Source organism: Lactiplantibacillus xiangfangensis, from assembly GCF_001438845.1.
Classification (GTDB): domain Bacteria; phylum Bacillota; class Bacilli; order Lactobacillales; family Lactobacillaceae; genus Lactiplantibacillus; species Lactiplantibacillus xiangfangensis.
This window is the reverse complement of sequence record NZ_JQCL01000057.1, coordinates 209,189-235,957: the sequence shown is the minus strand read 5'-3', so window position 1 is coordinate 235,957 and position 26,769 is coordinate 209,189. Positions and strand designations below refer to the sequence as shown.

At 44.3% G+C, this 26,769-nt stretch carries 24 protein-coding genes; 9 read left to right on the top strand and 15 right to left on the bottom strand.

Annotated features, from left to right (window positions below):
• Positions 1-107 precede the first annotated feature (107 nt).
• Complete coding sequence (locus tag IV64_RS06675; protein WP_057706445.1) at positions 108-1,424, bottom strand: ammonium transporter; 1,317 nt, start codon at positions 1,422-1,424, stop codon at positions 108-110.
• Positions 1,425-1,787: 363 nt separating this feature from the next.
• Here IV64_RS06675 and IV64_RS06670 point away from each other — a divergent pair, with 363 nt between their 5' ends.
• Together IV64_RS06670 and IV64_RS06665 are read left to right on the top strand one after the other, a co-directional pair.
• Positions 1,788-2,750 carry an L-lactate dehydrogenase gene (locus IV64_RS06670; RefSeq protein WP_057706441.1) on the top strand — a complete coding sequence of 321 codons (963 nt, stop codon included), beginning with the start codon at positions 1,788-1,790 and terminating at the stop codon, positions 2,748-2,750.
• A 117-nt stretch (positions 2,751-2,867) separates the two neighbouring features.
• Positions 2,868-3,134: a hypothetical protein gene (locus IV64_RS06665; protein WP_057706438.1), complete on the top strand. Its 267-nt coding sequence runs from the start codon at positions 2,868-2,870 to the stop codon at positions 3,132-3,134.
• Positions 3,135-3,287: 153 nt separating this feature from the next.
• On the opposite strand, the gene IV64_RS06660 is transcribed toward IV64_RS06665, so the two are convergent.
• Positions 3,288-4,721 carry an MFS transporter gene (locus IV64_RS06660; protein ID WP_057706436.1) on the bottom strand — a complete coding sequence of 478 codons (1,434 nt, stop codon included), beginning with the start codon at positions 4,719-4,721 and terminating at the stop codon, positions 3,288-3,290.
• 5 nt (positions 4,722-4,726) lie between these two features.
• Entirely contained in the window at positions 4,727-5,266 is a 540-nt protein-coding gene (locus IV64_RS06655) for a PadR family transcriptional regulator (protein ID WP_057706434.1), read from the bottom strand.
• A 161-nt stretch (positions 5,267-5,427) separates the two neighbouring features.
• On the opposite strand from IV64_RS06655, the gene IV64_RS06650 reads away from it, so the two are divergent.
• Positions 5,428-6,594, top strand: coding sequence for a hypothetical protein (locus IV64_RS06650; RefSeq protein ID WP_057706432.1), 1,167 nt, complete (start codon positions 5,428-5,430; stop codon positions 6,592-6,594).
• Between the two features lie 73 nt (positions 6,595-6,667).
• Here IV64_RS06650 and IV64_RS06645 read toward each other — a convergent pair whose 3' ends face one another.
• The 7 genes from IV64_RS06645 to IV64_RS06615 all read right to left on the bottom strand — a co-directional run bounded on the left by IV64_RS06645 (position 6,668) and on the right by IV64_RS06615 (position 13,746).
• Positions 6,668-7,639, bottom strand: a complete 972-nt coding sequence (locus IV64_RS06645) for a biotin--[acetyl-CoA-carboxylase] ligase (protein ID WP_057706601.1) — start codon at positions 7,637-7,639, stop codon at positions 6,668-6,670.
• Positions 7,640-7,657: 18 nt separating this feature from the next.
• The gene (locus IV64_RS06640; RefSeq protein ID WP_057706430.1) at positions 7,658-8,221 is read right to left on the bottom strand and encodes a biotin transporter BioY; all 564 of its coding nucleotides are present in this window, start codon (positions 8,219-8,221) and stop codon (positions 7,658-7,660) included.
• 139 nt (positions 8,222-8,360) lie between these two features.
• Entirely contained in the window at positions 8,361-8,612 is a 252-nt protein-coding gene (locus IV64_RS06635; protein WP_057706428.1) for a hypothetical protein, read from the bottom strand.
• Between the two features lie 62 nt (positions 8,613-8,674).
• The gene (locus IV64_RS06630; protein ID WP_057706426.1) at positions 8,675-10,087 is read right to left on the bottom strand and encodes a C69 family dipeptidase; all 1,413 of its coding nucleotides are present in this window, start codon (positions 10,085-10,087) and stop codon (positions 8,675-8,677) included.
• 198 nt (positions 10,088-10,285) lie between these two features.
• Entirely contained in the window at positions 10,286-11,836 is a 1,551-nt protein-coding gene (locus IV64_RS06625) for an Ig-like domain-containing protein (protein WP_057706424.1), read from the bottom strand.
• Between the two features lie 33 nt (positions 11,837-11,869).
• A complete protein-coding gene (locus IV64_RS06620) occupies positions 11,870-12,919 on the bottom strand; it encodes a WxLIP family cell surface protein (RefSeq protein WP_057706421.1) in 1,050 nt (349 codons plus the stop codon).
• Between the two features lie 68 nt (positions 12,920-12,987).
• The gene (locus IV64_RS06615) at positions 12,988-13,746 is read right to left on the bottom strand and encodes a WxL domain-containing protein (protein ID WP_057706419.1); all 759 of its coding nucleotides are present in this window, start codon (positions 13,744-13,746) and stop codon (positions 12,988-12,990) included.
• 947 nt (positions 13,747-14,693) lie between these two features.
• Between IV64_RS06615 and IV64_RS06605 the strand changes: the two genes are divergently transcribed.
• The 3 genes from IV64_RS06605 to IV64_RS06595 all read left to right on the top strand — a co-directional run bounded on the left by IV64_RS06605 (position 14,694) and on the right by IV64_RS06595 (position 17,281).
• Positions 14,694-14,903 (top strand): hypothetical protein, encoded by a 210-nt coding sequence (locus IV64_RS06605; RefSeq protein ID WP_057706415.1) that lies wholly within the window; start codon positions 14,694-14,696, stop codon positions 14,901-14,903.
• Between the two features lie 4 nt (positions 14,904-14,907).
• Positions 14,908-15,810 (top strand): SPFH domain-containing protein, encoded by a 903-nt coding sequence (locus IV64_RS06600; protein WP_057706413.1) that lies wholly within the window; start codon positions 14,908-14,910, stop codon positions 15,808-15,810.
• A 148-nt stretch (positions 15,811-15,958) separates the two neighbouring features.
• The gene (locus IV64_RS06595; RefSeq protein ID WP_057706411.1) at positions 15,959-17,281 is read left to right on the top strand and encodes an MFS transporter; all 1,323 of its coding nucleotides are present in this window, start codon (positions 15,959-15,961) and stop codon (positions 17,279-17,281) included.
• Between the two features lie 337 nt (positions 17,282-17,618).
• On the opposite strand, the gene fba is transcribed toward IV64_RS06595, so the two are convergent.
• On the bottom strand, positions 17,619-18,482 hold the full coding sequence (fba, locus tag IV64_RS06590; RefSeq protein ID WP_057706408.1) for a class II fructose-1,6-bisphosphate aldolase: 864 nt from the start codon (positions 18,480-18,482) through the stop codon (positions 17,619-17,621).
• A gap of 449 nt (positions 18,483-18,931) precedes the next feature.
• Between fba and IV64_RS06585 the strand changes: the two genes are divergently transcribed.
• Positions 18,932-20,302 (top strand): aldehyde dehydrogenase family protein, encoded by a 1,371-nt coding sequence (locus tag IV64_RS06585; RefSeq protein ID WP_057706406.1) that lies wholly within the window; start codon positions 18,932-18,934, stop codon positions 20,300-20,302.
• Positions 20,303-20,388: 86 nt separating this feature from the next.
• On the opposite strand, the gene IV64_RS06580 is transcribed toward IV64_RS06585, so the two are convergent.
• From IV64_RS06580 to IV64_RS06565, 4 genes are read right to left on the bottom strand one after another with little or no spacing between them, the layout of a single operon-like run.
• Positions 20,389-20,604, bottom strand: a complete 216-nt coding sequence (locus tag IV64_RS06580) for a DUF3955 domain-containing protein (RefSeq protein WP_057706404.1) — start codon at positions 20,602-20,604, stop codon at positions 20,389-20,391.
• 51 nt (positions 20,605-20,655) lie between these two features.
• The gene (locus IV64_RS06575) at positions 20,656-21,657 is read right to left on the bottom strand and encodes a hypothetical protein (RefSeq protein WP_057706401.1); all 1,002 of its coding nucleotides are present in this window, start codon (positions 21,655-21,657) and stop codon (positions 20,656-20,658) included.
• A gap of 14 nt (positions 21,658-21,671) precedes the next feature.
• The gene (locus IV64_RS06570) at positions 21,672-22,565 is read right to left on the bottom strand and encodes an ATP-binding cassette domain-containing protein (protein ID WP_057706400.1); all 894 of its coding nucleotides are present in this window, start codon (positions 22,563-22,565) and stop codon (positions 21,672-21,674) included.
• Positions 22,562-22,921 carry a GntR family transcriptional regulator gene (locus tag IV64_RS06565; protein ID WP_057706396.1) on the bottom strand — a complete coding sequence of 120 codons (360 nt, stop codon included), beginning with the start codon at positions 22,919-22,921 and terminating at the stop codon, positions 22,562-22,564. The genes IV64_RS06570 and IV64_RS06565 overlap by 4 nt, the downstream gene beginning before the upstream one ends.
• 200 nt (positions 22,922-23,121) lie before the next feature.
• On the opposite strand from IV64_RS06565, the gene IV64_RS06560 reads away from it, so the two are divergent.
• Entirely contained in the window at positions 23,122-24,438 is a 1,317-nt protein-coding gene (locus IV64_RS06560; protein ID WP_057706394.1) for a PTS sugar transporter subunit IIC, read from the top strand.
• Between the two features lie 27 nt (positions 24,439-24,465).
• Positions 24,466-26,757, top strand: a complete 2,292-nt coding sequence (locus IV64_RS06555; RefSeq protein ID WP_057706392.1) for a glycoside hydrolase family 3 N-terminal domain-containing protein — start codon at positions 24,466-24,468, stop codon at positions 26,755-26,757.
• The last annotated feature ends 12 nt before the right edge of the window (positions 26,758-26,769 follow it).

Below are 26,769 nucleotides of genomic sequence, written 5' to 3'. Positions count from 1 at the left end.
GGTTCTATTCTAGTTTTATCCTTACGACTTATAGTAAAAGTCCCATTTAAATCCATTTTCAAAACGGATTTAAATGGGACTTTAGTTTTATTTTTAGTTAAAAGCTTTCATCGGAACCTTTCCTGGTGATTCAATAATTGTGATAACTGCCCCTTGAACTCTTCACTGTGCGCCTGCATACTGCTCAACTCTTTACTCATTGGGACCGTGTAATCGGCCACTTCGCCGTGCTCACCTTGATCGAGTCCCAGCGCCTCTTCCTGTTCGTCAACGCGCATCTTAACGACTCGTCGCAACCCAATAATAATGATGGTGCAAACCGCTGCGGTAAACGCGATCGTAAAGGCCGTGGCTAGTAATTGTAAGCCAAACAATTTAAACCCACCCCCATAGAACAGACCACTTTGGGCAATCGAACTGTTGACCTGCTTGCTGGCAAATAGCCCGGTCAAAATACTCCCAACGATTCCAGAAACACCGTGGCAGCCAAACGCATCGAGTGCGTCGTCAATTCCCAACCGCGGTTTAATCAAGCTAATGAACCCGTAACTCGCAAAAGTCGCTAGCAGTCCGATCCAAAACGCCCCCGAAACCGTCACGTACCCGCAAGCCGGCGTAATCCCAACTAAACCACACAACGTTCCTGTGCAGACACCCACCAGCGTCGGCTTGCCCTGGGTAATCATTTCGATGATCATCCACGTCATCATCGACGTCGCAGTCGCCACCGTCGTCGTGAGAAAAGCCTGAACGGCAATGTCATTCATCGCCAAAGCGGACCCAGCGTTAAAGCCGTACCAGCCAATCCACAAAATCGCGGTACCTAGTAACACCCACAAGACGTTGTAATGGGCTTCGGTGTCCTGACCGAACTTACGCCGCGGGCCAAGAAAGATCGACAAGACTAGCGCGGTCACCCCGGCGTTAATATGGACCACCGTCCCGCCAGCAAAGTCAATGACGCCAAGGTTAGCTAAGAACCCGTTGTCCCAAACCATATGCACCATTGGGTAATAGATCAATACCGACCAACAAATAATAAATGATAATAGAAATTTAAAACGAATGCGACCAACTACGGCACCCACGAACAGCGCGGGCGTAATAATTGCAAACATCATTTGGAAAATGAGGTACAAGCCATTGGTAATTTTCGTTGGCGTCAATCCGGTCAGATCAACACCGTGTAACCACACCGCTTTCAAATCTCCAACAACACCAAAAGCATTCCCTGAAAACGACAACGAATAGCCAACTGCCAACCATAAAATAATCGCCAATCCACAAATCATAAATACTGATAATAACGTGTTGACAACGTTACGTTTAGAAACTAACCCACCGTAGAAAAAGGCTAAACCGGGCGTCATGAAGAAAACCAATATGCTGGAAAGGATCAAAAACGTTGAGTTTGCTGCATTCATAATAACAGCTCCAATCTATACCACTTGATGTCAGAAATTATAACATGTACAGCTAAATAAACCTAAAATTTTTTAATGTTTAAGCTTATTTTTCTTAACCTTTACTATTTCTAGCGTTAATTTAGTGACTTTCCACAAATTGATGTCATCTTTTGTAACAATTGCTATTTTGCTTGTTATCTTAAGCACTTAGACGCCGTCGACGGGTGTGTTCCCCTTCACCATTAAGAAAATAACGTTTTTAAAACGTAACCCTTTTCATTGATTGACGCTTCCGGGTCACCGCTGTAAACTTGTCAACATTATTAAATAATGATTAGATTATTAGATATAGTCTTAATAATAAAATCGGAGGCTTTGTTTATGCGAAAATATGCCATTATCGGTGTGGGCCACGTTGGCGCCACCATTGCTTATACCCTTGTCTGTAAAGGAATCGCTGATGAATTGATTTTGATTGATACGAACGTTGGAAAGGCCCGGGCCGAACAACTGGATTTACAAGATGCTCAGGCGCGCTTGGATAGCCGGACCATTATTAAAATTAACGACTACTCGGAACTAACGGACGCAGATATCTTATTCATTACCAGTGGCAACATCCACGCACTAGATCACGCTTCCGGTAACCGGTGGGCGGAATTCGAATACACCCGCAAAATCGTTCAAGATATCGCACCAAAAGTTAAAGCAACCGGCTTTAACGGTGTCGTTATCGATACGATGAATCCATGTGACGCCATTACCCACTACTTCCAACGTGCAACCGGCCTTTCCCGCCAGCAAGTCTTCGGCACCGGGACCTTTCTCGATACCGCCCGCATGCAAAAGGTCGTGGCCGAAGTCTTCGACTGTGATCCTAAAAACGTGACCGGCTACGTTTACGGTGAACACGGGGAATCCCAATTCAGTGCCTGGTCCACCGTCCAAGTCAACGGGATTCCAATCACTGAACTAGCTAAAACGAACGACCTCGATTTAGACGCGCTAGAAGCTGAAGCACGCCACGGTGGCTGGGCGGTTCACTCTGGGAAGGGCTACACGAGTTTTGCCATTGCGACCTGCGCGGTTAAACTTAGCGAAGCCGTTTTCGCTAACGCCCGCCTCGCCTGCCCAGTATCTGCTTACAGTGACCGTTTCGAAACCTACATTGGACAACCGGCCATCATCGGTAAAGACGGCGTTGAAAGTGTCACGACGTTAGCATTGACCAATGATGAAGAAACTAAATTTCAAGCCTCTGCCAACACCATTATTGAAAAGTTCCACGCTTTTGATGACGTTTTGGCCCAGCAAGCCAATCAACAACAAGAAAAACGCGCATAAGAATCCCAGATTAGCCCGCAAATTCCCTGAAACGACTGGAAAAAGTCTACTGTCAATGTTAAAATTTTACTAAACAGAACATTCAACACATTAACTATTTAGATGGTGGGATCAAACATGCGACGACAATTAGCGACGCGCCAACGCTGGTTGGTGATTATTCTATTGACGATTGTTGGGATTGGTTGTGCTCTATTTGGTCGTTGGGGTCAATTACTTAGCGTCATTCTTATTGGGTTAACGCTCACCATTGTAACGAGTAGTTGTTTAAACTTTTGTCAGTCGCGCGGCTTTAAGCAAGGCAGTGGCATGTTGTTGTCACTGATTATTGTCGCGGGCTACATCCTCGTTATTTTAGGGAGTTACGGTTACTTAAAGGGTTAACATTCAATCAAAAAGAGTTCGGGATAAGACTCAAAAAGCCAATCAGAAAATTTCTGGTTGGCTTTTCCTATTGTTATGGTCGAAACGTGGGCCAAAAGGCAATTTGCGAGCATTAACCGCCTTTTGGCCCACTCTCTTTTTTAGGCATTAATTTTAAGCACGTTGCCGTTTAAACAGCCGCATCCCGGTAATCACCGTTGCAACCAAACAGATCACTAGTGACACCATAAAGGCCACGCGCATCCCGGAGATAAAGATTTCTGGGTGAGCTGGCAAGTACGATGTAACTTTGTACCCCGCTGAACGACTCATCGCTGAGAATAGCACGGTCGTTGCAGCTGAAATTCCGATAATCATTCCCAGTTCACGTGCTAACGCGTTAATCCCGCCAGCAACACCAAGGTCTTTGACTGGTACCGAACTCATTACAATCGAGTTATTCGGCGCCATGAAGATCCCGTTACCAAAACCAACGAGGCCGATAAAGCCCATGAAGATCCACAACGGTGTTGCTAAGTTGGCCATCATGTAACCAATCTGGCTGATTGAAATCAAGATTAAGCCAATAAACGTTAATAATTCTGGGCCAATTTTATCCGAAACCGCCCCGGCAATCGGGGCCACAATGACCTGGACAATGGGGAACGTCATCAATGCGTAACCCGCGTAATTAGCCGCTAAGCCCCGCGCATTTTCCAAATAAAATGGCGCGATAACGTTGAAGAAAAAGTTAGCAATAAAAATCAGTAAGGCACAGAGAATACTGATACTAAACTGAGCATTCTTGAACAGCTTCAACGCTAACACTGGGTTATCATGGTGTAATTCTACCCGGATAAAGGCGACTAAGATAATGGCGGATACCGCAAATAGCAACAAAATGACGGGCTTCGCAAACCCAATCTCTTGCCCAATGAAGATTCCCGCAAACAACGTCACCATTAAGACGGCGAACAATCCGGAACCGAGTTTATCCAGTGGTTGGGCCGTCGTGGTTACGTCTTTCGGTAAGATAATAGCGCCTAAAATAATGGCAACAATGCCAACCGGAATGTTGATCCAGAAAATATAGCCCCAACTTAAGTGGGCTAGAATTAACCCGCCAATCCCAGGACCAGCAATACTTCCAAGCGCAACGAAGGACCCAATCATCCCCAGTGCACGCCCGCGTTCTTTAAACGGGAACACTTCAGTGATGATCCCGTTATTCGTACTCATCGTCATGGCTGCGCCCACCGCCTGAACGGCCCGTGAGACCAGCAGCAAGGTCAGCCCAGAGTTAAATCCTGCCAGTAACGACCCCACCGTAAACAGAACGGATCCGATTTTGAAGATTCGAATTTTACCTAAGGTATCGCCCAATTTTCCGAATAATAGCAGTAGTGCGCAAATCACAATCAAATAAATCGAAACGACCCATTCCGCTTGGTTCATCGGTATGCCTAGGTCTTTGCTCATCACTGGTAACGCAATATTAACGATGCTACCATCTAGCGTCGACATAAAGGTAAATAGGCAAACCGCTACTAAAATCCACCAGCGGTGCTTTTGGATTTGCGGGTCCATCGCAAAAGCTGTATTTTTCATGTTTTCTATTTCTCCCGTTCCATTTGATTTAATCGTTGGGTCACCCAGTTATATTGGGCCTGCGCCCGTACGCGTTGCAAGTCATTCACCAATAACGCGTCTTGAATATCGGCCGCTAACATATTGGGATTATGATGAATATGTGTCGCTTGGCTCGCCAAGCGGGTTAACTGGCCACTGATAAATTGTTGAAAATCCGTTAGTACCATGACGCGTTCCGCCATCGTCAGCAAATGTAAAAAATTGACCTTCATTTGAAAAGTCAATTGGGTTTGCTTATTGAGCGCTACGGGTGCTAGGACCAACGCGCGAAACCGTTTTTGCCCACGAGCCGTAATCGTCGCTAGCTTTTGCGGTCGTTTACTTGGTGTGCGTTTGAAATCCATCGTCAGCAAGTCCGCCGCAGCTAACTTATCCATCAAGGGGTAGAGTGCCCCAAAACTGATCGTTAACTCCTGACCAACCACGCTAGTCAACGCTTTGCGCAGTTGATACCCGGTCATCGGATAATCCATCAGCTGGCCAAGAATAAAAAGTTCATACATCGTCCAATGTCACCTATCTTTCGCGTGTTTTAGTATATATATCTTTTAGATATATTGCAAGCTTAGTCACTTACCAAACCAGGCCCCAGGTGACTAAAAGTACCGGCAATTAGCCAAAAAGTGCTATGATAAAGCATACAAACTTAAGGGGGTTAGACACGATGAGTACAATTATGGAAGACCTGCAAGTAGCAGCAAAACAAGCCCACCTCATCAATCTTTATCAGGCTAATAGCGAAGTGGTTTATACCGGTTATATCGATAGTCTGGCACCCGATGGCGTGGTCATGAACACTTACGATGACGCCGGGGTACAGGATGGCGCCGTTTTTATGCGCTACGACGTTATCGATGAAGTCGAAATGATGAGTGAAGACTTAGACAACATGGCGTTTCGACTGGAGAATGCCACGGCAGAGCGTCTGAATGCCGTACCACAAGAACCACTCCACTTAGATGACCGTCACGCTGCTTTATCCCAAATCATGGGTAAAGCGGTCGCTAGCCAGCAAGTCGTCCTACTCGTCTTGGCCAATAACGATAAGTACATTGAAGGCCAAGTCACCAACATTAATGCAACCGATTTTGAATTCAAGACGTTCGATAAATTTAACTTTCACAACAACGACACGCAGTCGTTAGCTCTTGACGCGGTTCAAATTATCGAATTTCGTGGCAACGAACTATTATTAGAGAGTACCTTTGTTAAAACGAAGTACCAGCATGAAGATGCCATTAAGATTTCCGGCAAAGCTGCAATTGCTGAAACTTTAAAACAGGCCCAACAGAAACATCAACTGATCACGATCCGTTCAGCGGACGGCTCCGACATGTTCTTCGTTGGCTTTGTTAACGCCCTCAACAGCGATAGCGTCCTATTAAACCTAGTCGACATGACCGGCCAGTTCGGCGGGTACACGCTTTGCCGGCAGTCGTTAATTGAATCCGTAACAGTTCAGTCCGACTACTTACAAACCATGTGTGGATTCATCGAATTAAACCGGCAATACGAACTCGACGTTCAACCTGTTTTGAACAATGAACGCCTATTCGACGCAACGACCGATTTATTCGAGGCCATTTTACGTCAATCGGGAACCTTCAATAACCTGGTCCACTTAACGACTGAAAATCCAATGTTACCAGCGATGACCGGTTATCCTGGGGCCATCACAAACGGCCACTTCATTTTCTACAGTGTGGATGAAGAAAACCAAATCAACCACGTTGGCACGTTAATTGAACTTGACCAAGTTGTTGAATTATCCTTTGGTTACATGGACGCTTACCTCTTAGAAAAACGGCTGAAAAGTACCGGTAACCTTTAAAAATTAAGCTACTAATACAAATGACCCGTCAGAAAAGTTTTAATTTCTGACGGGTCATTTTTGTTAGTGTGCTTTAAGCTCGACGCACCCGCGTCACTGCACCGCTCGTAAAACTTTGTTGCTGACCATTTGATAATTTCAAGACTAAGCCGCCCTGATCATCGATGGCTACCGCCGTTCCGTTAACCGTCCGTTGTCCGACTTGTAACGTCACTGCACGGCCAAGCACCACCGACTTATCCCGATAAAAGGGTAAAAATGCGGTCGTCGGGTAGCGCTGATAAGCCGCGACTAATTCGCTGAGTAAGGCGGCTGCTAACCGATTGCGGTCCACCCTCGCTTGGGGATCAATCCCCTGAGCAATGGCCGTTAGTCCCCGTGGAAACGTTGCGGTCGTTAAGTTTAAACCGACACCAACAATGAAGGCGGACGCCGAGGTTGATTCTAATTCCATGCTAGCTTCGGTAATGATTCCGCCAACCTTGTAATCGTTTAAAAAGATGTCGTTGACCCATTTCATCCCAAAATCTTGGGTTGGAAAAAAACGCTGTAACACCTTCACAACACTGACAACGACACCGGTAGTCAGTAAACCAACCCGCGACAAGTCGTTACTAGGATTAGGTAAAACTAAACTGAAATACAATCCCGTTTGACCAGGTGAATAAAATGACCGCCCTAACCGACCATAGCCAGCCGTCTGCTGATTGGCAATAAAAGCAGCCAACTGTGGTTGCGCGTGCTGACTTAAAAATTGCTTCGCTAAGTCCTGCGTTGAGGTCGTTTGGTCAGTCACCTGAATCACGCCGTCAAACCCAGTGCCAGCCGTGACTTTAATCGCCAACTCGTCCAATTGTTGGCTTCCCGCGTACTGATACCCCCGGTTCTTGCGGCTCGCAATTTGGTGGCCCCGTTTGCGTAAGCTGTTAATGGCTTTCCAAACACTTTCACGACTGATACCGACTTGTTGTGCCAACTGATCCCCAGATAACCACTCATCGGGGTGGGCCATCAACGCCGTTAAGATTTTTTCTTTTGTTGATATAACCATTGCTATCTCCCTCTAAGCCGGAATGCCAAAGTCAACAACACTACGAACACGGCGGGCAATAACGACGGCTAACGTCCCTTTGATCAAATCCCCAGGAATAAACGCTAAGTTGGATAACAGCGCGACGGGCAAGGCCATGTTCGACTGAACGGCCAACCAAACAGCCCCGACAATGTCGATGAACCCAATTCCGGCAATCCAAACGATCAATAACTCCCGCCACCAGTTTTGCGCTTCCGCGGCGTGCGTGCGTTGTAACAAGGTGCCAATCAAGACCGGCGCCAACAGCCACGCGGCTAAGTAACCACCCGTTGGACCGACGAAGACCGCGGCACCACCGCGACCACCCGATAGAATTGGTAGTCCCAACGCAGCTAAGGCTAGAAACAGTCCTACGGCAACCGTGCCGTATTTGCGCCCTAATAATTCGGCCGCTAAAAAGATCCCCATATTTTGCAAAATAATCGGTACCGGTATAAAGCCTAACGGAATCCCCGGAAAGAAGCCTAAAACAATAATTAGCGCCGTGACCATTGCGGTCTGTGTTAAGTGCTTAATCTGTTGTTGATTTGTCATGCCCCGCACACCCCTTTTTATGAATTACTAACAGTTTAAGCTAACAGTAACCCGTTTTCAATATGGTGGGTTACTATTAATCTCAAAAAAACGGAACGCCCCCGTTAAGGGTCGTTCCGTTACTTGTTAAACTATTACATTATTCTTTGGGAATTCGTTTCTCTACGTGGTATTTACGTGCATCTGGCTTAGGTTTCGGGCCATCCGCTGCAATCAAATCATCCGCATAAAACACCGAATAACCGTGCTCTTCTTCCAGCGGGCGCGCAATCAGTAACCCACGCTTACGACCGTGCTGTGCATTATAAATGTCGGCACTCCGGAGCGCTTGATTAAAATCATGCGATTCTGAAATCGCATCGCCTGGATTAAAAAGAACGTTTTCATCCATATCGATCAACTCCTTAGGATTGGTACCTTAATTATACACACTTACGTCCTCAACGCGAAAGTTTAAAGGTTGATATCAACGTTATAAGTTAACTTTGAAAGCGTTAAGCCCTTTGTAACTAAGGCGCCAATGAAATCTTGGGCCTTATCACGCATCTTCGCAACCATGACTTTGTCTTGTTCCGTTAAGAAGGCCGTTAATTCATCTCCAGACAACTTAGCTGCTTTTTTATCCGTTTCAGCAACAAATTGCCCTAATTCGATGCGGCATTCTTTCAAGTAATCAATGTTATCTTGAACGAAATCAGCGTAGTGGGTTTCCGTCATCATTGAAACGGTCCGGTATAACCAGTAAGCACTCTTAATATCGTACTTCAACGGTGTGTTCGCGAAGCTAGGATCAGTTTCAGAAACGTTGGCGTGGAATGGTAAGAATGGTGCGAACGCAGGTGTCCCAAAGGTCATCCACATAATGGCACTCTGTTCTTCAGGCACGTCGTTACGAATCTGCATCACGTGTGAGTTTTGGGTCCGGTTCATTGAAATTGGACGGAACTTTTTCGCTTCCGGCGTATTCAAGAATGGATCGTACTTCGTTTCGTTGTAGTGTGACCCTAAAACATATTCCACATCGGCAACGGAAATCTTCTTGTCAGCGTGGCAAATGAATGGTAATTCGCTAGATTGTGGATCCTGTTCGATTTCTGGATTGAAGTAATGTTGACCATACCAAACCCGTGGGGTGTTGTAGTGACGGTCTTTTTCATTATCCGTCCCGAAAATATGACGGAAGTTAAAGCCTTCCTTATCCGGATTCAAGTGATGTTCTTCAACGAATTCTTGAATGCCTTCGGACCACATAAAGTTATCGGGATCATTGAAATCGACCCACTGGATGGCAACTTGGTTTGCGGCAACTGCGTACGCGTCGTCAGGAATCCGTTGTGCGACCCAGTGATGACCGGTAACGATTTCCATGTACCAAACATCATTTTTATCGTTAAAGAGGACCCCGTTACCTTCGGGTGAGCCGTACTTAGCAATTAATTTACCCAAGTATTCAACCCCACCACGGGCGGAATCGATAAATGGTGTCAGCATCGTTGGTAAAGAATCTTCTGCCAAACCATTTTTAATAAATGGGTCGAACGTCAGAGTATGTTCGTTACCATAGACACTTTCGGTTGAGGAAACCCCAACGTTCTTTTCGTTAAAGCCGTTTTCTTCAAAGACACCCTTTTCGGCAACTTCAATGTTTGGAACGGCTTGGTAACGATACCCGTCTTCTGGTAGTGGTGCGGTAAAACCGTTCTTACCAGAAGTCAGCGTTTCGTGCCGCCCGTGAACTGCTGGGTGAACGATGAACTTTTGTGGCGTAATCGGCATAAAAGTATCGTCGTTACGGGCAATAATCGTGGAACCGTCCACGGTCGCCTTTTTCCCAACTAAAATGGTGGTACATGCTTGTTCGTTCATGTAAACACTCCTCTATATAATCATTATGAATACGTTCTACCACTTCAATTTTACACGCTCTAATTAAAATTGCTAGGTTGATGGAAACGTTAACAAAAAATTCTTACGCAATTTTAATGGGCCACCGCGTACTTATCAAGCATTCGAACAACAAAAAACGATGATTCGCTACTAACTAGCTGATATCATCGTTCAGGATTAATCTTGCGCCTCCATTTGTAAGGTCCACGTAATCGTGGCTTCATAAGCACCCGGTGACATTCGGGAATCGGTTTTTATGATAATTCCACTGTCACGCGCTTTAAAAACTTGTTCGTACACTTTAGACCCGTCAACGTCACTGACCGGCGTCGTCTTCCGTGAATCTAAGATCGTTACAAGCTGATTTAGCGGAAACTGCTGTTGTTGCCCATCAACGTACCACAAAAAGGGACTCAGATCTCGTTTGTCATTGTTCTTAGTCGACTCTGTTGCAATTGCCGTTAAGGTCCACCACTTTTGGTCAATGACCCGACTATCAACGACCGACAGTTTCCAAACATCGTTCGACCATATCGAAGTATTATTTAACGGCAGTGGTTGATTAGGAAAATAGAGGTTCGATTTCTGGTTCGTAAAAATGACGTTCTCCATCTTTTTAGTGATTTTTACGATAATATCGTTGGACTGAATATAGCCAGGGATCTTGGCATATATTGGAATCGCAATCGTCGTTCCCCACGCCTGTGAATTAATAAACGCGGCGAGGTTCTGCTTAGAACTTCCATACTGCACTTTCAATTGCTCATCATCAACTTGAATTTCAAGGCGCTTGCGCAGATCGTCCATGACTTCAGCATCCGTCGCTCCCTCAGGATAGGATAAATTATCTTCAATATGGAAGGCCGGATTATTTTCAGCTTTGGACATTTTCAGTTGCTTTTGTGACGCTTCAGAGAAATCACCAAATTGATTATTTTCAGAGATTGTTATTTCGGGATTAGCTAATAAATGGTCTGCTAGGGGCGTTTTTAAATCTAATGCGTACGTCCCATCATCCTTAACCGTAGTCGTCTCATTATTAACATCGCTCGTTATAGTACATCCCGGCAAACCAGTTCCTGTAATCACCGTACTGGTCGGCCCTAAACCATCGTCAATGGTCGGTACTTTAAGCACGCCATCAGTGGTGAAAGTTCCTAAGTAATAGGTGCTCCAGTGGTTCGGATCCTGGGTGGTTTTTAATTGGTACCCAATACGCAATGGAAACAGTTTACTTAATTTTGAAAAATCAACTTGTAAACGAAAGTCAGGTGACCTTTGAAAAAGCATACTGTCCTTACTTTTTTCATTATCTGTCGATTTAGGAAAAAATTTATTTGTGGCAATGTCAACAATTGGTTGTCGTTTACCATCACCGGTCATCAAGACTACTTGTGCATCAGTAATTTTATTGGTACTGCCAAATGGTAAAATAGCCCACCCTAGCATGTGCACCCAAACTCGGGTCGTCTTTGTTGTTATACGACCATTATCAACGTAATTTGCGGTGATTCTATCAAGAGATGGATACGATTGCAGTTTAATATCTGGTCCGTCAATCAGCGAACTGTCAGATTTTTCAACTGGTTTAAAATGGCTATCATTCATTACATCTTCCTTATAGATCCCACTGCTAGCTGCTTGACCGTTAACAACAGTGCCACATTGTAGCAATACTAACAGAATCGCGCTGAGAAGCACCCATTTGACCCATTTCCATTCAACCACTGCTCCGACTCCTCCTACCCATGTCCACGCCAATTATTTTGCTTGTCGATGTCTACGAATAATTAAAATAATCAAAGCAATTATCGCCCCAAAAATCAGCGTACCTAGAACCCCCAACGCAACTAGCCAAATCGGTTGGATTTCACGGTGTTCGTTTGATGCACGCCGATATTTTTTAGCAGCACTAGCCGTAATATCAAAATCTTTTTCGAACGTCCAGTGCCCCTGATGATTCTTAGCAGTCATTTTCAAATGGTAGTGCCCAGCAGCTAATTGTTCCGGCGCCATTAAAATTGGATACTTAAAGACTGAATTCGGTGCCAACCTGACATCACACTTAGTCGCCTGCTTAACAAGTTTGCCAGTTTTGCGGTCAGTAATTTCAGTCTTCAAAGTTAGTTTAGGCACGATGACCGCTGAGACATTTCGTAATATCGGAAAGATGGTCTGATGGCCATGGTCAACCCCCGGCTTAACTTGCGCTAAAAGTAATTTTGGTGCGGGCACTTTTCCTAACGTATACTTCATGGCAATCATGTAAGCATACTGGTTACGCACATTCATGGCACCGTCAACGTGGCCAGTGACTTGCTCATCAACTTTTTCAAAATTCCAACCACCCAATAGAACCCCTTGAAAGTCGGTCGTCGGCATTTTAACTTTGGCGGTGACCGTCTTAGTGCCATTCGCCGGTACCGTGACAACGGCCTCCCCATCAATCTTCGTTAACTTAGCTAACGAAAACTTCAATGAAGGATCAAAGGTCTTGGCCGCCGTAATGTACTCAATCGCACCATTTTGATTCGTATAAGCCGTATGAATACTCGTCCGCACTTTAATATCTCGCTTAGTGCTATTATAAATAACCGCTTTGAGCGTCTGCTTCTGTCCTGACTGCATCTTGAGGTCAAAATACGATTGTCCCGTTTTCAGCTGATTGCTCGGTAACTGAGCGGAGACGCTAAACCCAATATTATTTTCCGGATTAGTGGATGCGGCGTAACCCACCTGACTACTCACTAATCCCATCACAACGCCAATACCTAAACTGACGATTCCCCAAAATCGTTTTATTTCTTGCATTTTTTACCCCTTGCACTGCGACCTTATGTATAAAAGGTGGCCCAGTTGACCGCCTCTCTTAGTCTAGTTTAACTTTGAGCTTCATCCGTCAACGTCCAATGTAAAGTCGTTGAATAAGCTTCGGGCTTTGCCGAATTAACAGGAATAGTTAATTTAATCGCACTAGGATCAAATTGGGCAGCCGTAACTCCGGCCCCCACACCTTGGTCTGCCGTTAAAATAGCTTTCGCGGGATCTCCCAGGGTAATCTCCAAACTGTCCTTGGAAACTTTCGCATCAAGATCACCTTGACTGCTGTTTTTAACAATAGCTTGCGGCCAAGCCATCGTCGCGTTTTCAATCGTATCCGGAGTAGTCCCGCCCTTTAATTTATCTCCGGCAACTTTGACTTGCCATTTAGCAGCGGCGCCCCGACCATCCGCAACTTCCACGACGAACTTACTATTCCAATCAAAAGGTTCCGCCGCCTTCGCTGCAGGTTGATCCTTACTAACCGTTGCAAAATAGCTTTTATTTTGATATAAGTCAATCAGCGTCTTGTTATCAGCACCATGAAAAGTCATTTGGGGCGTCACATAAATCAACGCCGGTCCCGTAGAATTTTCATGTGAGGTAACATTGCTAGTCGAAGGATTCGTAGTATCAGTCTCACTTGGCGTATTAGGATTAACTGGCTTAATATCAGTGCTCGCTGCTTCAAAAGTAATTTGCGCATTCGTTTCACCACTATTACCCGTAGTGGTCCCATCTCCCGCCGCCTGAACATTCATTGGCGCTAGTAGCACTACGACACTAAGTAATGCTGACCCAATCATTGTTTTCTTCATGTTTACGCCACTCCTCTTTCTATTAATGGCCTTACCCTGAAATAAAAATGGTAAGCACCTTAATTGTGTGCAACTAGAGTATAAGTGGCTTTAGGTAGACTGGCAATAGTCAGCTTGCGTGTCAATTCGCAATAAAAAATAATTTAATTTTCAGCTAAAAATTAATAAATATGTATAATCACCAGATAATCAAAACAATTGATAATATCAAATATCAATAATGTAATTAAGCCCTTGAATTAATCATTAATAAAACCTGTGATTTTACTGATTCACTTTGTGTAACCCTTAGAATTGCCAACCGATTGCACCCGTTTCTGTCACTAATCAATTATCAAAATTAGTTGATGAATTATATTGTTTTAACAAAGTTTATCTACTGATAAGCACGTCTCAACGGGACCCACATTCAGATTCCAAATTTTTAAAACTAAATTTTAACAACACTTATCATGAATCCAAAAATTAATTTATTCATTTAGCAATAATCAGTTTAGTTTAAAAAATTATTCTTACTTTTGAAAAATTCACGACACACTTTCTTCATATTTCGTTGTTATAGTTTACTCATAGCAATTAAGGATCCCCCTCCAAGGTTGCTACTATAATAATTAACATTCTTTTCATTTACTCCTCCAAAGTAATGAAATCCGTTAAAGTGTAAAAGCTTTAACAGCTTGATGAGCGGCATGTGAACGTCCCCCCGCTTATATGAATAAACGTTCATCAAGTTTATCAACATATGATTCCCCGTCATATGTTGACCTACTCCTTTTGACCTTCGTATTCCCGTACGAAGGTTTTTTTGTATAAAATAATTGATTAATACTATAAATAGACACGCTGATTGGCCGTTTTCTCAGTCAAGTTTCCCTACCGGTCTGTGACTATGAATTTTAACAGAAACCGATTATACTGAATACATCACAATAAAGGTGGGGATACACATGTCTGAAGGTTACCTAGACGAGCGTTTAATTGGCCAACAGTTTACGATTACACTGGCTGATTTACTCGATGGTGTTTCATTTTATGGCATTTATTACAACTTACGAGCAACAACCTCGTTACACGTGGGGGACTTAGTGGAAGTTGTCGCGACAACACCACACGGGTTAACTGTTAAGATTGTGGTTTCCCACCAACAGGGGGACTAAAAATATGCTAACCATTATTATTGCGCTAATCATCATCTTACTAGTTGTAGCGATCCTAGCTGCAAGTATTCGCATCATTACTCAACCCAATCAGGGGGTCGTCTTAACCTTTGGTAAATTCGAACGGGTCTTGAGTTCCGGCTTTCACTTCATCAAACCATTCATTTCACGAGTTATTACGGTCAACACGGCACAAACACCAGTCGATTTGAACCAACAAGTTGTCATTACCAAGGATAACGCCGAAATTTCAGTTAAAATTTCACTGAAATACCACGTTACCAACATTGAAGACTTTGTATTTAAAAACGAAGACTCGGTTCGGAGTATGATTCAAGATACCCGGGCCGCTTTACGGGGCATCATTGGGAACAAAGAACTGAACGAAGTCCTGAACGGGACGCAAGAAATCAACGCAGCGTTGTTCAAAGAAATTTCTTCCGTTACAGCTGGCTACGGGTTGAACGTCGACCGGGTCAACATCGACTCAGTTAACCCTTCCGCTGATATTCAAGCTTCAATGAACAAGCTCTTGCAAGCCACCCGGGAACGGGACGCAACCATTGCGACCGCCGAAGGGAAGAGCAAGTCGATCACCTTGGAAAACGAAGCCAATAACCGCGCCTTATTAGCAACTAACAAGGCTCAAAACGAGGCGCTCGTTAACAGCGCAACGGCTAAAGCAACCGCAATCCAAACGGAAGCTGACGCCGATGCTTACCGGACCCGGATTTTAAACGAAGCCTTAGCCGCTTCATCCGAGAACTACTTCATCTTCCAAAACACGGAAGCGGTCAAAGCCTTGGCTGACGGCAGTTCCAACACGATCGTCTTACCTAACCAGACTTTGGACAGCCTGGGCTTAATTCCAGCCCTAACTAAAGTCGGTAAACTGACCACTAAATAAGCATGACAAAAACTGATAAACATAACATTTTGTTATTGTTTATCAGTTTTTTTATGGCAACTAACCGTTATCCAGATGCTTATAGGTGGGCCCACCTTTTTAATTGGTGTACAATTTAACTATGCGAAACTAATTATGAGGTGATACTTTGAATCAACCTTGGCAAACTAAATGGCCGGAGCGGATCAGCTACGGCCTTAGTGATGCGGCCGATAATCTAGTCTTTCAAATGATGACGACCTATTTACTTTTCTTTTACACAGACGTTTACGGGTTATCCGCTAGCGCGGCGGCCATTCTATTCGTGGTGGCGCGCTTAGCCGATGTCATCGAAAGCTTGATTATTGGGATTATGATTGACCACACCCATTCACGTTTTGGGAAAAGCCGCCCCTTCTTTCTCTGGTACGCGCTGCCGTACGTGATCTTCGCCGTGTTGACTTTCGTTACCCCCAACTTTAGTGGGAACGGTAAACTCATCTGGGCTTACATCACCTACCTCGGCTTAGGCTTCTTCTATACCGCAGTCAATTTACCCATTACATCCATCTTACCGACGTTGTCTAAAAACGAGCATGAGCTAACGTTACTCGGCGTGATTCGCCAATTTTTCGGTAGCGCCGTTCAAATTATCGTAGCGGTCTTCACGTTGCCACTAGTCAGCTTCTTCGGTAAGGGTAATCAACAGAGCGGGTTTCTCTATACCATTATCCTGTTTGGTCTAATTTCGCTAGCACTGATTTGGAACACCTTTTTCCAAGTGAAAGAACGTTTTAGCCAACCAGAACAGGCCCATCAACCACTCAAAGACGTTTGGAAAATGCTCAAGAAAAATAAACAGTGGTTTATTATTTCCATCGTCATTTTATTATATTGGCTGACGACCGCCATTAAGAATCAAACGACCATCTACTACTTTAAATATTTACAAAACAACGAAAACCTAGTACCACTGGTCAACGGTTTTACCTTTGCAGCGTTGATTGGCGTGGTTTTGATCGTCCGGACATCCAAAAAAATCGGCAAGAAACAAACGATGCTTACCGGGATTGCCGTAGCAACCATTGGCCAATTAATTTTAGCCCTAGGAACCATTCTCAATCAGTTAGCCGTTATTTTTACTGGGACCTTTATTAATTCAATTGGGAACGGCTTAATTATTGGACTCGTTTCAATCATGATTGCCGATACGATTCGTTACGGCATGACTATGGGTATCCAAGCCGAAGGAATTTTAGCTTCGACGGATGACTTCGGGGTTAACGTTGGCCTCGGATTTGGCGGTCTTATTACGGCCGGACTGTTCCACTTGTCTGGCTACACGGCTAATCACGCGCAAAACCTCGCGACCCAACACATGATCACGTTGAATTACGCCTGGTTGCCATTAATTTTATACGTCATCATGTTTATCACATTACTCTTTTATAACGAGCGGCAATTATTAGCGGCCGTTAATCAGGAAGCATAGAAGAAATCGGAATCTCCTGCCACAATTTGGTTAGGGATTCCGATTTTTTCAGGCTTAAGTTAAAACCTAATAGTAATTGTAAAGCTGTATTCAGCGAAGGCGGGTAGAATTGGTGTGCTGTGTCAGCAACATCAGACGGTGTTTTCTAGCCGACTGATGTTGCAAGGCGATTCAAAGACGTGGTTTGTCGGCTTTGAATCGAGGCTCCAGACCGCACTATGGCTGGAGCCGTCCGCCACAGCACACCGGTTCTACCCGCCGGAACGGTTGATTTCGTTTTAATAGTAAACAAAAAAGCCGACCGAAGTCGACTTTTTTCTTTGAGTCAAAAATCCAATTATTTAACTGCTGGAGTTTCGAACCAGCCGATACGTGATGTAATAACATCAACGATGGCTTTCTTACCAGGTGCTAATAATTTACGAGGATCATAGCCCTTACCGATTTGGTCTGCGCCAGATTCGATGTAGGCACGGGTAGCGTTAGCGAAAGCAACTTGGTTTTCGGTGTTAACGTTAACCTTGCTGATACCCATTTCAACAGCCTTAACGATTTGGTCCTTAGGAATACCAGAACCACCATGAAGAACTAATGGCATCTTAACGGCGTCTGAGATTTCTTGTAAACGATCGAAATGTAAGCCAGTCCAGTTTTCTGGGTACTTACCATGGATGTTACCAATCCCAGCAGCTAAAATGTCGATACCAGTAGCAGCTAAAGTCTTAGCTTCTTCAACAGATGCTAATTCACCTTCACCGATGATACCGTCTTCTTCACCACCAATTGAACCAACTTCGGCTTCAACAGAGATACCTTTGGCATGAGCTAACTTAACGATTTCCTTAGTCTTTGCTAAGTTTTCGTCGAATGGTAAGTCATGGCCATCAAACATAACTGATGAGAAACCAACTTCGATACATTCTTTGGCAGCTTCGTAGTTACCATGGTCTAAATGCATAACAACAGGAACAGTGATGTTCATGCTTTCCATTTCATCAGCAACTAAGTCCATGACCAACTTGTAGCCACCCATGTATTTAGCAGCGCCCATTGAAACTTGAAGAATAACTGGGGTGTTAGTGTCTTGAGCACCCTTTAAGATGCAACGAGTCCATTCAAGGTTGTTAGTGTTAAACGCACCAATAGCGTAATGGTTCTTGTATGCGTCTTGTGTCATATCAACAGCATTTACAAATGACATAAAAATAACCCTCCTAGGTTAATTAAGAGATACGATTTTTGAATCACATTCATTTTAGCACACTTTACTTGGCAGTGATAACCGATTTGCGATATTTATTACCCAATACAATTCCCGCAATACCAGTAAGTTGGCCCACTTTTTAATGTAAGCCTTTCCATCACCGTCCTAAATTCAAATTTTAGTTTGGACCACCATCTTTATGTCCTAACTTTTGTTAGGTTTAATTCAGCTTAAATTCATTTGTGAATAAAATAACTAATTGCCGTAGCACCAATAATGTAAACGCTTTCTTAAATTTCACTATACAGTCCTTATATGCCGGCATCATCGCAATTATATAAATTATAAATGAAATCAATCTAAGGTATTTACATTTGTGAAGAAGTGTTTATAATAGGGTTTGTGAAATAAACAACAAGTACTGTATTGCTTAGGAGGAATCCTCGATGTTGAAAGAAATTGATAAAAAAACTGAAGTTAAACAATCAATTGATCGGCTTGTGTTAAACGCCTCTTTGGCTGCCAACCGCTTGGAAGTCATGGATCAGAATCAGATTGATAAAGCCGTTACTGCCATGGCGCACGCCGCCCACGCAGCACGGGGAATGCTAGCTGCCATGGCTGTGGAAGAAACTGGTCGTGGAAACTACCGTGATAAAGTGGCTAAAAATGATTTTGCCGCTAAAAATATCTATAACTACATTAAAGATGATAAAACCGTTGGCATCATCAACGACGATCCTGTCAGTGGGGTTACTAAAGTCGCTGAACCCGTTGGGATTATTGCCGGCGTTACACCAGTGACGAACCCAACATCGACCGTTATCTTTAACGCCATGCTTGCGTTGAAGACGCGTAACCCAATCATCTTTGGATTCCACCCCTTTGCACAAAAGTCTTGTGTTGAAACTGGACGCATCATTCGTGACGCCGCTGAAGCCGCGGGTGCGCCTAAAGATTGGATTCAATGGATCAAGGAACCTAGCTTAGAAGCCACCAACACTTTAATGAACCATAAAGGTGTGGCAACGATTATTGCTACCGGTGGTGCCGGCATGGTCAAGACGGCTTACTCAACCGGGAAACCAGCCTTAGGTGTTGGCCCTGGTAACGTGCCATGCTTCATCGAGAAAACGGCGAACGTTAAACAAGCCGTTAGTGACGTTATTATTTCCAAGTCATTTGATAACGGGATGATTTGTGCGTCCGAATCGAACTTAATCGTCGATGACAGCATTTACGATCAGGTTAAATCCGAACTCAGTCACAACGGGGTTTACTTCGTTGGCCCCGATAACTTCAAAGCACTTGAAAGTACCGTTATGAACTTGGAAAAGCAAGCCGTTAACCCGAAAGTTGCTGGTCAAACGCCTTGGCAGATTGCACAGTGGGCCGGTTTTGACGTTCCCGTTGACACCAAGGTCTTAGCCGTTGAAATTCCAGATATCGGTGGCGACCAAGTCTTTTCACGTGAAAAGTTATCACCCGTTCTGGCGGTCGTTCACGCTAAAGATACGCAAAACGGCTTCAATTTAATGAAGCGGAGCCTTTCCTTGGGTGGCTTAGGTCACACGGCAACGCTACACACAACTGATGAAAAAGTCATGAACCAATTTGCGCTTGAAATGACGGCTTGCCGGGCTTTGATCAACGTTCCTTCTTCACAGGGGGCCATTGGTTTCAAGTACGATAACGTTGCACCTTCCCTAACGCTTGGCTGTGGGACTTGGGGTCACAACTCCATTTCGCATAACTTGGAAGACTGGGACCTGTTAAACATCAAGACCGTTGCAAAACGCCTTGATAAGATTCGTTAATCCTTCATAGATCACTAGAATTTGCCGCTAACAAAACCGCCTGAGTGTGTCAGTACAGCTGACAACTCAGGCGGTTTTTAGTGTTATTAATTATGATGGGCACGCCGGCGCCAACGTTGCACGGCTAAAACAATGGTCGTCACGATGGCTAACGCAAGTAATCCGTAACCCAATGGCAGTAGGAAGAATGGTTCCACCAACAATCCGTCGGCGTCTACCCGCACCCCAATCGCTATCTTTAAAATAAAGCACAGAATGGCGCTAAGCCATATCATCCCACAAACTGAACGATGCATCCGCATGATGTTTCCTCCTAATTTGGATTCACAGAAAGCGACTAAGCCTCTGTAACCTTAACTTAGTTTTTTAAACGTCCATACATCTCGAAACTTATCGGGACGATACAAGAACCACCGGCCTAAACTCCAGGTCAAATAGCCAATCACCAAGCCCATAACAATCCCTGTTCCGATTGGCATATGCTCTGGATAATTATCCGTGATTATCCCCAGAATTTCCAGACCAAATTCTGAACAACTGGTCGCAATAATTAAATAAATAATGGAAAACCATAATACGGCGGAACGTAACTCTGGAAAGCGGAAAAATTCACGACTATCTTCTAACGATAGGTGATCAAAGCCCCAAGCATTTAACCAGTATAGGAAGCCACCAAACACAACACCCGCAATGATTGCAACTCCTAATTCAAGCCAACTGCCCGAATCCAACCGATTTAAAATATCCAATTGACGATATTGCATCCCTGAGATCCCGGATAATAAATTAATCATCCCATTATACGCAAAAATCATGCTAAGGGAGAAGACGATTCCAGCAAAGACACTTGCAAAAATATGACCGACCCACAAGCCAAACGTCGTCCCAATCATCATTAAGACCAGTAACAGGATCAGTCGTGATAATTCGATTCGCCAAGAATTCCCCCACATAAAGTAGGCGTGGCGTTTAGCTAAAACGGACTGAATCGCGACAAAGTAAATGCCTTGCATCAAGATGTACCCAATCGTTACCGCTACAACCATCAGTCCAATTTTTTGCCGGTAGATTCGTCGCCGAACCACGGGTAAAGCAAACAGATAGTGATTGAAGTTCGTCCAATTATCATGTAAAAACATGGTTAACCCAAGCACAAAGTAGACGACCACGGCGATGAGCATCCTTAATACCCCACCTTCTTCTAAGGTAAAGGCCCCCGGATGCACATAAATATTAGGTTGATTGACAACACTCATACCTTCTTTTAGTCCAGCCGCAATCAGTACAATAACTGCTGTTAACAGCCAAATACGGTAATGTCGCCACAGTAACCGTCTTAATTTTTGATTTGACATGTTCTCGTTCACTCCTATGATAATAGCTCGTAATCCGCTTCATCCGTTAAGTTAGCCATAAATAGGTCCGTTAACGAAAGCGGTAGTTCCTCTTGAAAGACTGGCTGAGTCGCAGCCAATTGTTCCCGCAATTTTTCCGTGTAATTTTCAAATACCACAATGATGACCCGTCCCGAAACGTGAACGACCCGCCCCGCTTGCCGCAGCAACGCCGGTACTTTTTTATCCCGGTAAACTAACTGAATCTTACGAGCTTGGCTCCGCATATCTTCGAGCTGGTAATCATTGACGACCTGCCCATCCTTAAGCATTAACGCCCGGTCGATCACACCTCCTAATTCGACCAAGTTATGCGACGCAATTAAAATCGACCGCTTGCCCCCAGCGACTTCCTCAATCAGAATACTGAGAATGTTTTTACGAATCAAAACGTCTAACCCGTCGAGTGGTTCGTCCAAGAAAAGGTACGGCGCATTCGTCGCCACGCTTAGGATAATGGTAAACAAGCCAAAGGTTCCCTTTGAAAAGTGCCGTAACTTTTGCTTGCCCATTAGGTGGTACCGTTTCAGTAACGATTCAAACTTCTTAGCATCAAACTGGGGATACGCCGCCTGGTAGTAACCTTGGATCTGTTTAATCGTGGCGCCCCGGAAGAAGTTCGCTAACGGATCAATGAAACACAGCTCCGTTTTTAACTCTGGGTGCTCCGACAAAACTTGACCATCAATCGTCACGTTGCCGTTGTCGGCTAAATATTGGCCGTTGATCGTTCGAAACAGGGTCGTTTTACCAACGCCGTTTCGACCAATAACACCAATGATTTGACCCGGTTGCACCGTGAAGCTGATGCCATCAAGGGTTGGGTGCTGATCAATTTGCTTGCTTAACTTATTGATAACTAAACTCATAACGTCGTTCCTTCCATCTGGTCGAGCCAGCCCCGCATTTCATTAAAACTAATGCCTGCTTGTTGGGCCTGACTGACGATCTGTTGTAACCTCTTTTGTAACTCGGTGCGCACTGAGGTCGGGTTAAAGGCGTTAACGTAAGTTCCTTTGCCCGGCACCGTGCGAATAACTTGTTGGGCTTCCAACTGTTTGTACGCTTTGCTGACCGTATTTGGATTAAGCAAATGTTGGCGGGCCATTTCACGAACGGACGGCAGCTGGTCATCCACTTGTAAAATACCGTGTTCAACATCTTGTTTAACACCCTCAACGAGCTGGGCGTAGTACGGTTGGCCACTGACATGATCAATCTGCATAGGGCCATTACCTCTTTCACTGTATGGTACTGTACTAGTTATCAGTAAATAGTACAGCGTAGTACGGTTAAATGCAACTCGAATAGATATTCTTATACAAAACAACAACCATCATAATGAAAGCCCTTGCAAAGTTGGTATAACCGAGTATACTTATTTTTGAACCGGTTCAAAAATACTGCTACAGGAGTGTGAATATCATGAAATTCGTTGATAAAATGGCTGATCGATTACTACCAGTCATGTCAAAAATCAACCAGCAACGCCATTTACTCGCCATCCGTGACGCTTTTATTGTGACGATGCCATTAATCATGGCCGCCTCGTTCTTAATTCTGTTAAATGCTCTTGTTTTTTCGAACGAATGGGTTAATAAATTTATTAATCTGAGTAAATTAGCTAATCTTGCTGTGATTGTCAATAACGGGACCATGAATATTTTAGCCATCGTTGTTTGCTATCAAATCGGGACCAACTTGGCACACTGGTATGTCGCTAATAAACGGATTACCGATCCGTCTTTTAATGAAATCCATGCCGGCATTCTCAGCGTTGCCTGCCTATTTATTTTAATGCCAATCAATACGACCGTCACGCTTCTTAACGGCAAAACTGCACAAGCAACCGGGGTCTACTCAAGTACCTTAACTTCCGCTTCCGGACTTGCCACCGCTATGATCTGTGCTCTCATTGCTACCGAAATTTTTGTTCATTTGACTAAATTTAAAAAGATGAAGATTCACATGCCAGAAACTGTTCCACCGGCCGTTGCAACTTCATTTAACTCACTTGTTCCCGAAGTATTAGTCGTCTTAATCTTTGGGGTGATTGCCTACACCCTGTTTGAAACCACAGGATTAGACGTACCAGCGCTCATTAACTTAGCTATCCAAGCACCCTTGAAGGGCTTCGTTCTTTCCGTTGGTGGGACCATTTTTCTTCAATTTATTTCTGACGTTTTATGGGTCTTTGGGATGCATGGCTCTGATATTTTGGCACCCATCCGCCAAGCACCATTACTGCAATCTATTCAGGAAAATATGTCTGCATTCGCTGCACATAAAGCGATTCCTAACATTATTACAGAACCATTCATTAACTCGTTTGGCTTAATCGGTGGTGGTGGCTGTGTCCTACCACTCCTAATTGCAATCTTTGTTTTCTCTAAACGGAAAGACTTTCGTCAAATCGGTAAATTGGGCCTACCAACAAGCCTCTTCAACATTACTGAACCTGTCATGTTCGGTTTACCAGTTGTTATGAACCCAATCTTAATGATTCCATGTGCCTTAATTCCATCAATTAACATTATTATTGCTTATATTTTAACCGCAGTAGGTTTAGTCGGTCGAACCGTTGCGCAAGCACCTTGGATTACGCCACCAGTCTTTATGGCATTCTTATCAACCGGTGGGAACTGGATGGCTGCAATTTTAACTATTTTGCTAATCGCACTAGATGTCTTTCTCTTTATGCCATTTGTCGTTGCTTCTAACAAGGCTGTCCCTGACAACTAGATTTTCACAAGTAAGGATGAGCTAATAATGAAATATCCATATCAAAACAGCGCACTTCCCATTCAGGAACGAGTCGCGGACCTTTTAGGACGGCTATCTTTAAAAGAAAAAGTTGGTCAAGTGAACCAACATCTTTACGGCTGGCAAACATACCATTTTGATCCTGCCACAAAAGCTGTTCAGCTTACTGATGATTTTACGAAACATTTAGATTGGGGTGCTGGGTTAGGTGCAATCTACGGCCTTTTTAGGGCTGACCCGTGGTCCAAAGTAGACTACGCTAATGGCGTCTTACCCCAAGATGCTTGGCGCGTCAGCAATGCCATCCAACACGCAGCTATTACCCATTCACGCTGGGGGATTCCAACGCTAATTACCGAAGAATGTCCCCATGGGCACCAAGGCTTGGGCGGAGTTTCATATCCAACTAATATTGGTCGTGGAAATAGTTTTGATACCGATTTGATTAGAGAATCCGCTCATCAGATGGCGCGTGAACTAGCTTTAAAGGGCGTTAATCTTGCCCTAGTATCGACCCTAGACTTAGCTAAGGATCCTCGTTGGGGCCGAACTGAGGAGTGTTTTGGCGAAGATCCTATCTTATCCGCTCGGTTTAGCCAAGCAGTCGTTGATGGCTTCCAAGGAAATTTAATCAGACCTGACCACCCCTTCACTGCCGATTCGACGGACGAGATTAACAAGCACTCAGATCAGATTGGTGTAGTCTTAAAACACTGTATTGCTCAAGGCGAAGCACAGGGTGGTCACAATTCGGGTACCGTTGTTCTTGGGAACCGTGAATTTTCTGAAGTTTACCACCCTTTGCTACAGAGCGTTCAAAATGCAGCGGGTATCATGGCCGCCTACAACGACGTTGACGGAATTCCTTGCCATATCAATCACCACTTATTGCAAGACTTAGTTCGTGACCAGTATGGTTTTCAAGGTCTCGTTATGGCGGACGGTACTGCATTGGATCGATTAAATGATGTTTTTGATGATCAAACCGAAGCTGCTGGGGCTGCACTTAATGCAGGGGTTGATCTCAGCTTATGGGATGACACCTATACCCAAATTGCAGCGGGAATTCATGCCGGAAAAATCGACGGTCAGGCACTCGACCGTGCTGTAGCCCACGTATTAAGCATTAAATTCTTACTAGGTTTATTTGAGCATCCCTATGTTAGTGACCCTGGCCACCAATTAGACGACGTCATTCAATCCTCACAACAAGTCAATGAACAACTGGCTGCAGAAAGTATCACGCTTGTTAAAAATGACGGTACGTTACCCTTGACTGGGCAGCCACAAAACATTGCTGTGATTGGCCCTAACGCCAACGCATACTACAATCTGTTAGGTGATTATACGGCGCCCCAGTCTGACCAGTACCAGCGCAAAACCATTGTCAGCGAAATAAAGCGTGAATTTCCCAATGCAACTATCACATACGCTCAGGGTTGTGAAATTCGCAATCACCAAGACCAACAACGGAAAATTAAAACTGCAATTTCAGTGGCTCAAAATGCAGATGTGATTCTATTAGCATTAGGTGGATCTAGCGCCCGTAACTTTAACATGGAATTCTTACGGAATGGTGCGGTTTCATCCAAGGGAATCAATATGGATTCCGGTGAAAACGTTGACGTTGCTGACTTAAGCCTAGGTGGCGAACAATTACAATTGCTCAAAGCAATTAGTCACCTCCACAAACCAACCGTTGCAGTGATGATTCAAGGTCGCCCTTACGACCTTCGACCCGTTTTAGCGGTATCGAATGCTGTATTAGTCGGTTGGTTCCCAGGACAAATGGGGGCCGTTGCTCTGGCCAAATTAATCAGCGGTCGTTACAACCCTAGTGGTCGGCTAAGCCTCTCCTATCCACTTAATAGTCAGCAATTACCCGTTTATTATTATCAACGTGCCGTGACTAAACAAGACGATTATTATGATGAGCAAGGTCAACCATTATTTAATTTTGGTTATGGACTTAGCTACACCAACTTTAAATATCATGATTTAACCGCACAAGTTACAGATCGGATGCTGCATGTTACTTTAACAGTCACCAACACCGGGGAGTGTTCTGGTAACGATAGTGTCCTCCTATTTTTAAAGCTTCACGGCGGACACGTTATCCAACGCAAACGGATGCTCCGAGCATTCAAGCATGTCACGCTAGCACCGCACAGTGGGCTTCGAGTCCGATTTGAATTACCATTAACTAGTGCGCTATTCTATAATGAACATATGCAATCGCAACTTGCCGACCGACTAACAATCAGCATCGGTAAACAAACGGTCACAGTTAACTTATAGGAAGAGGGACAC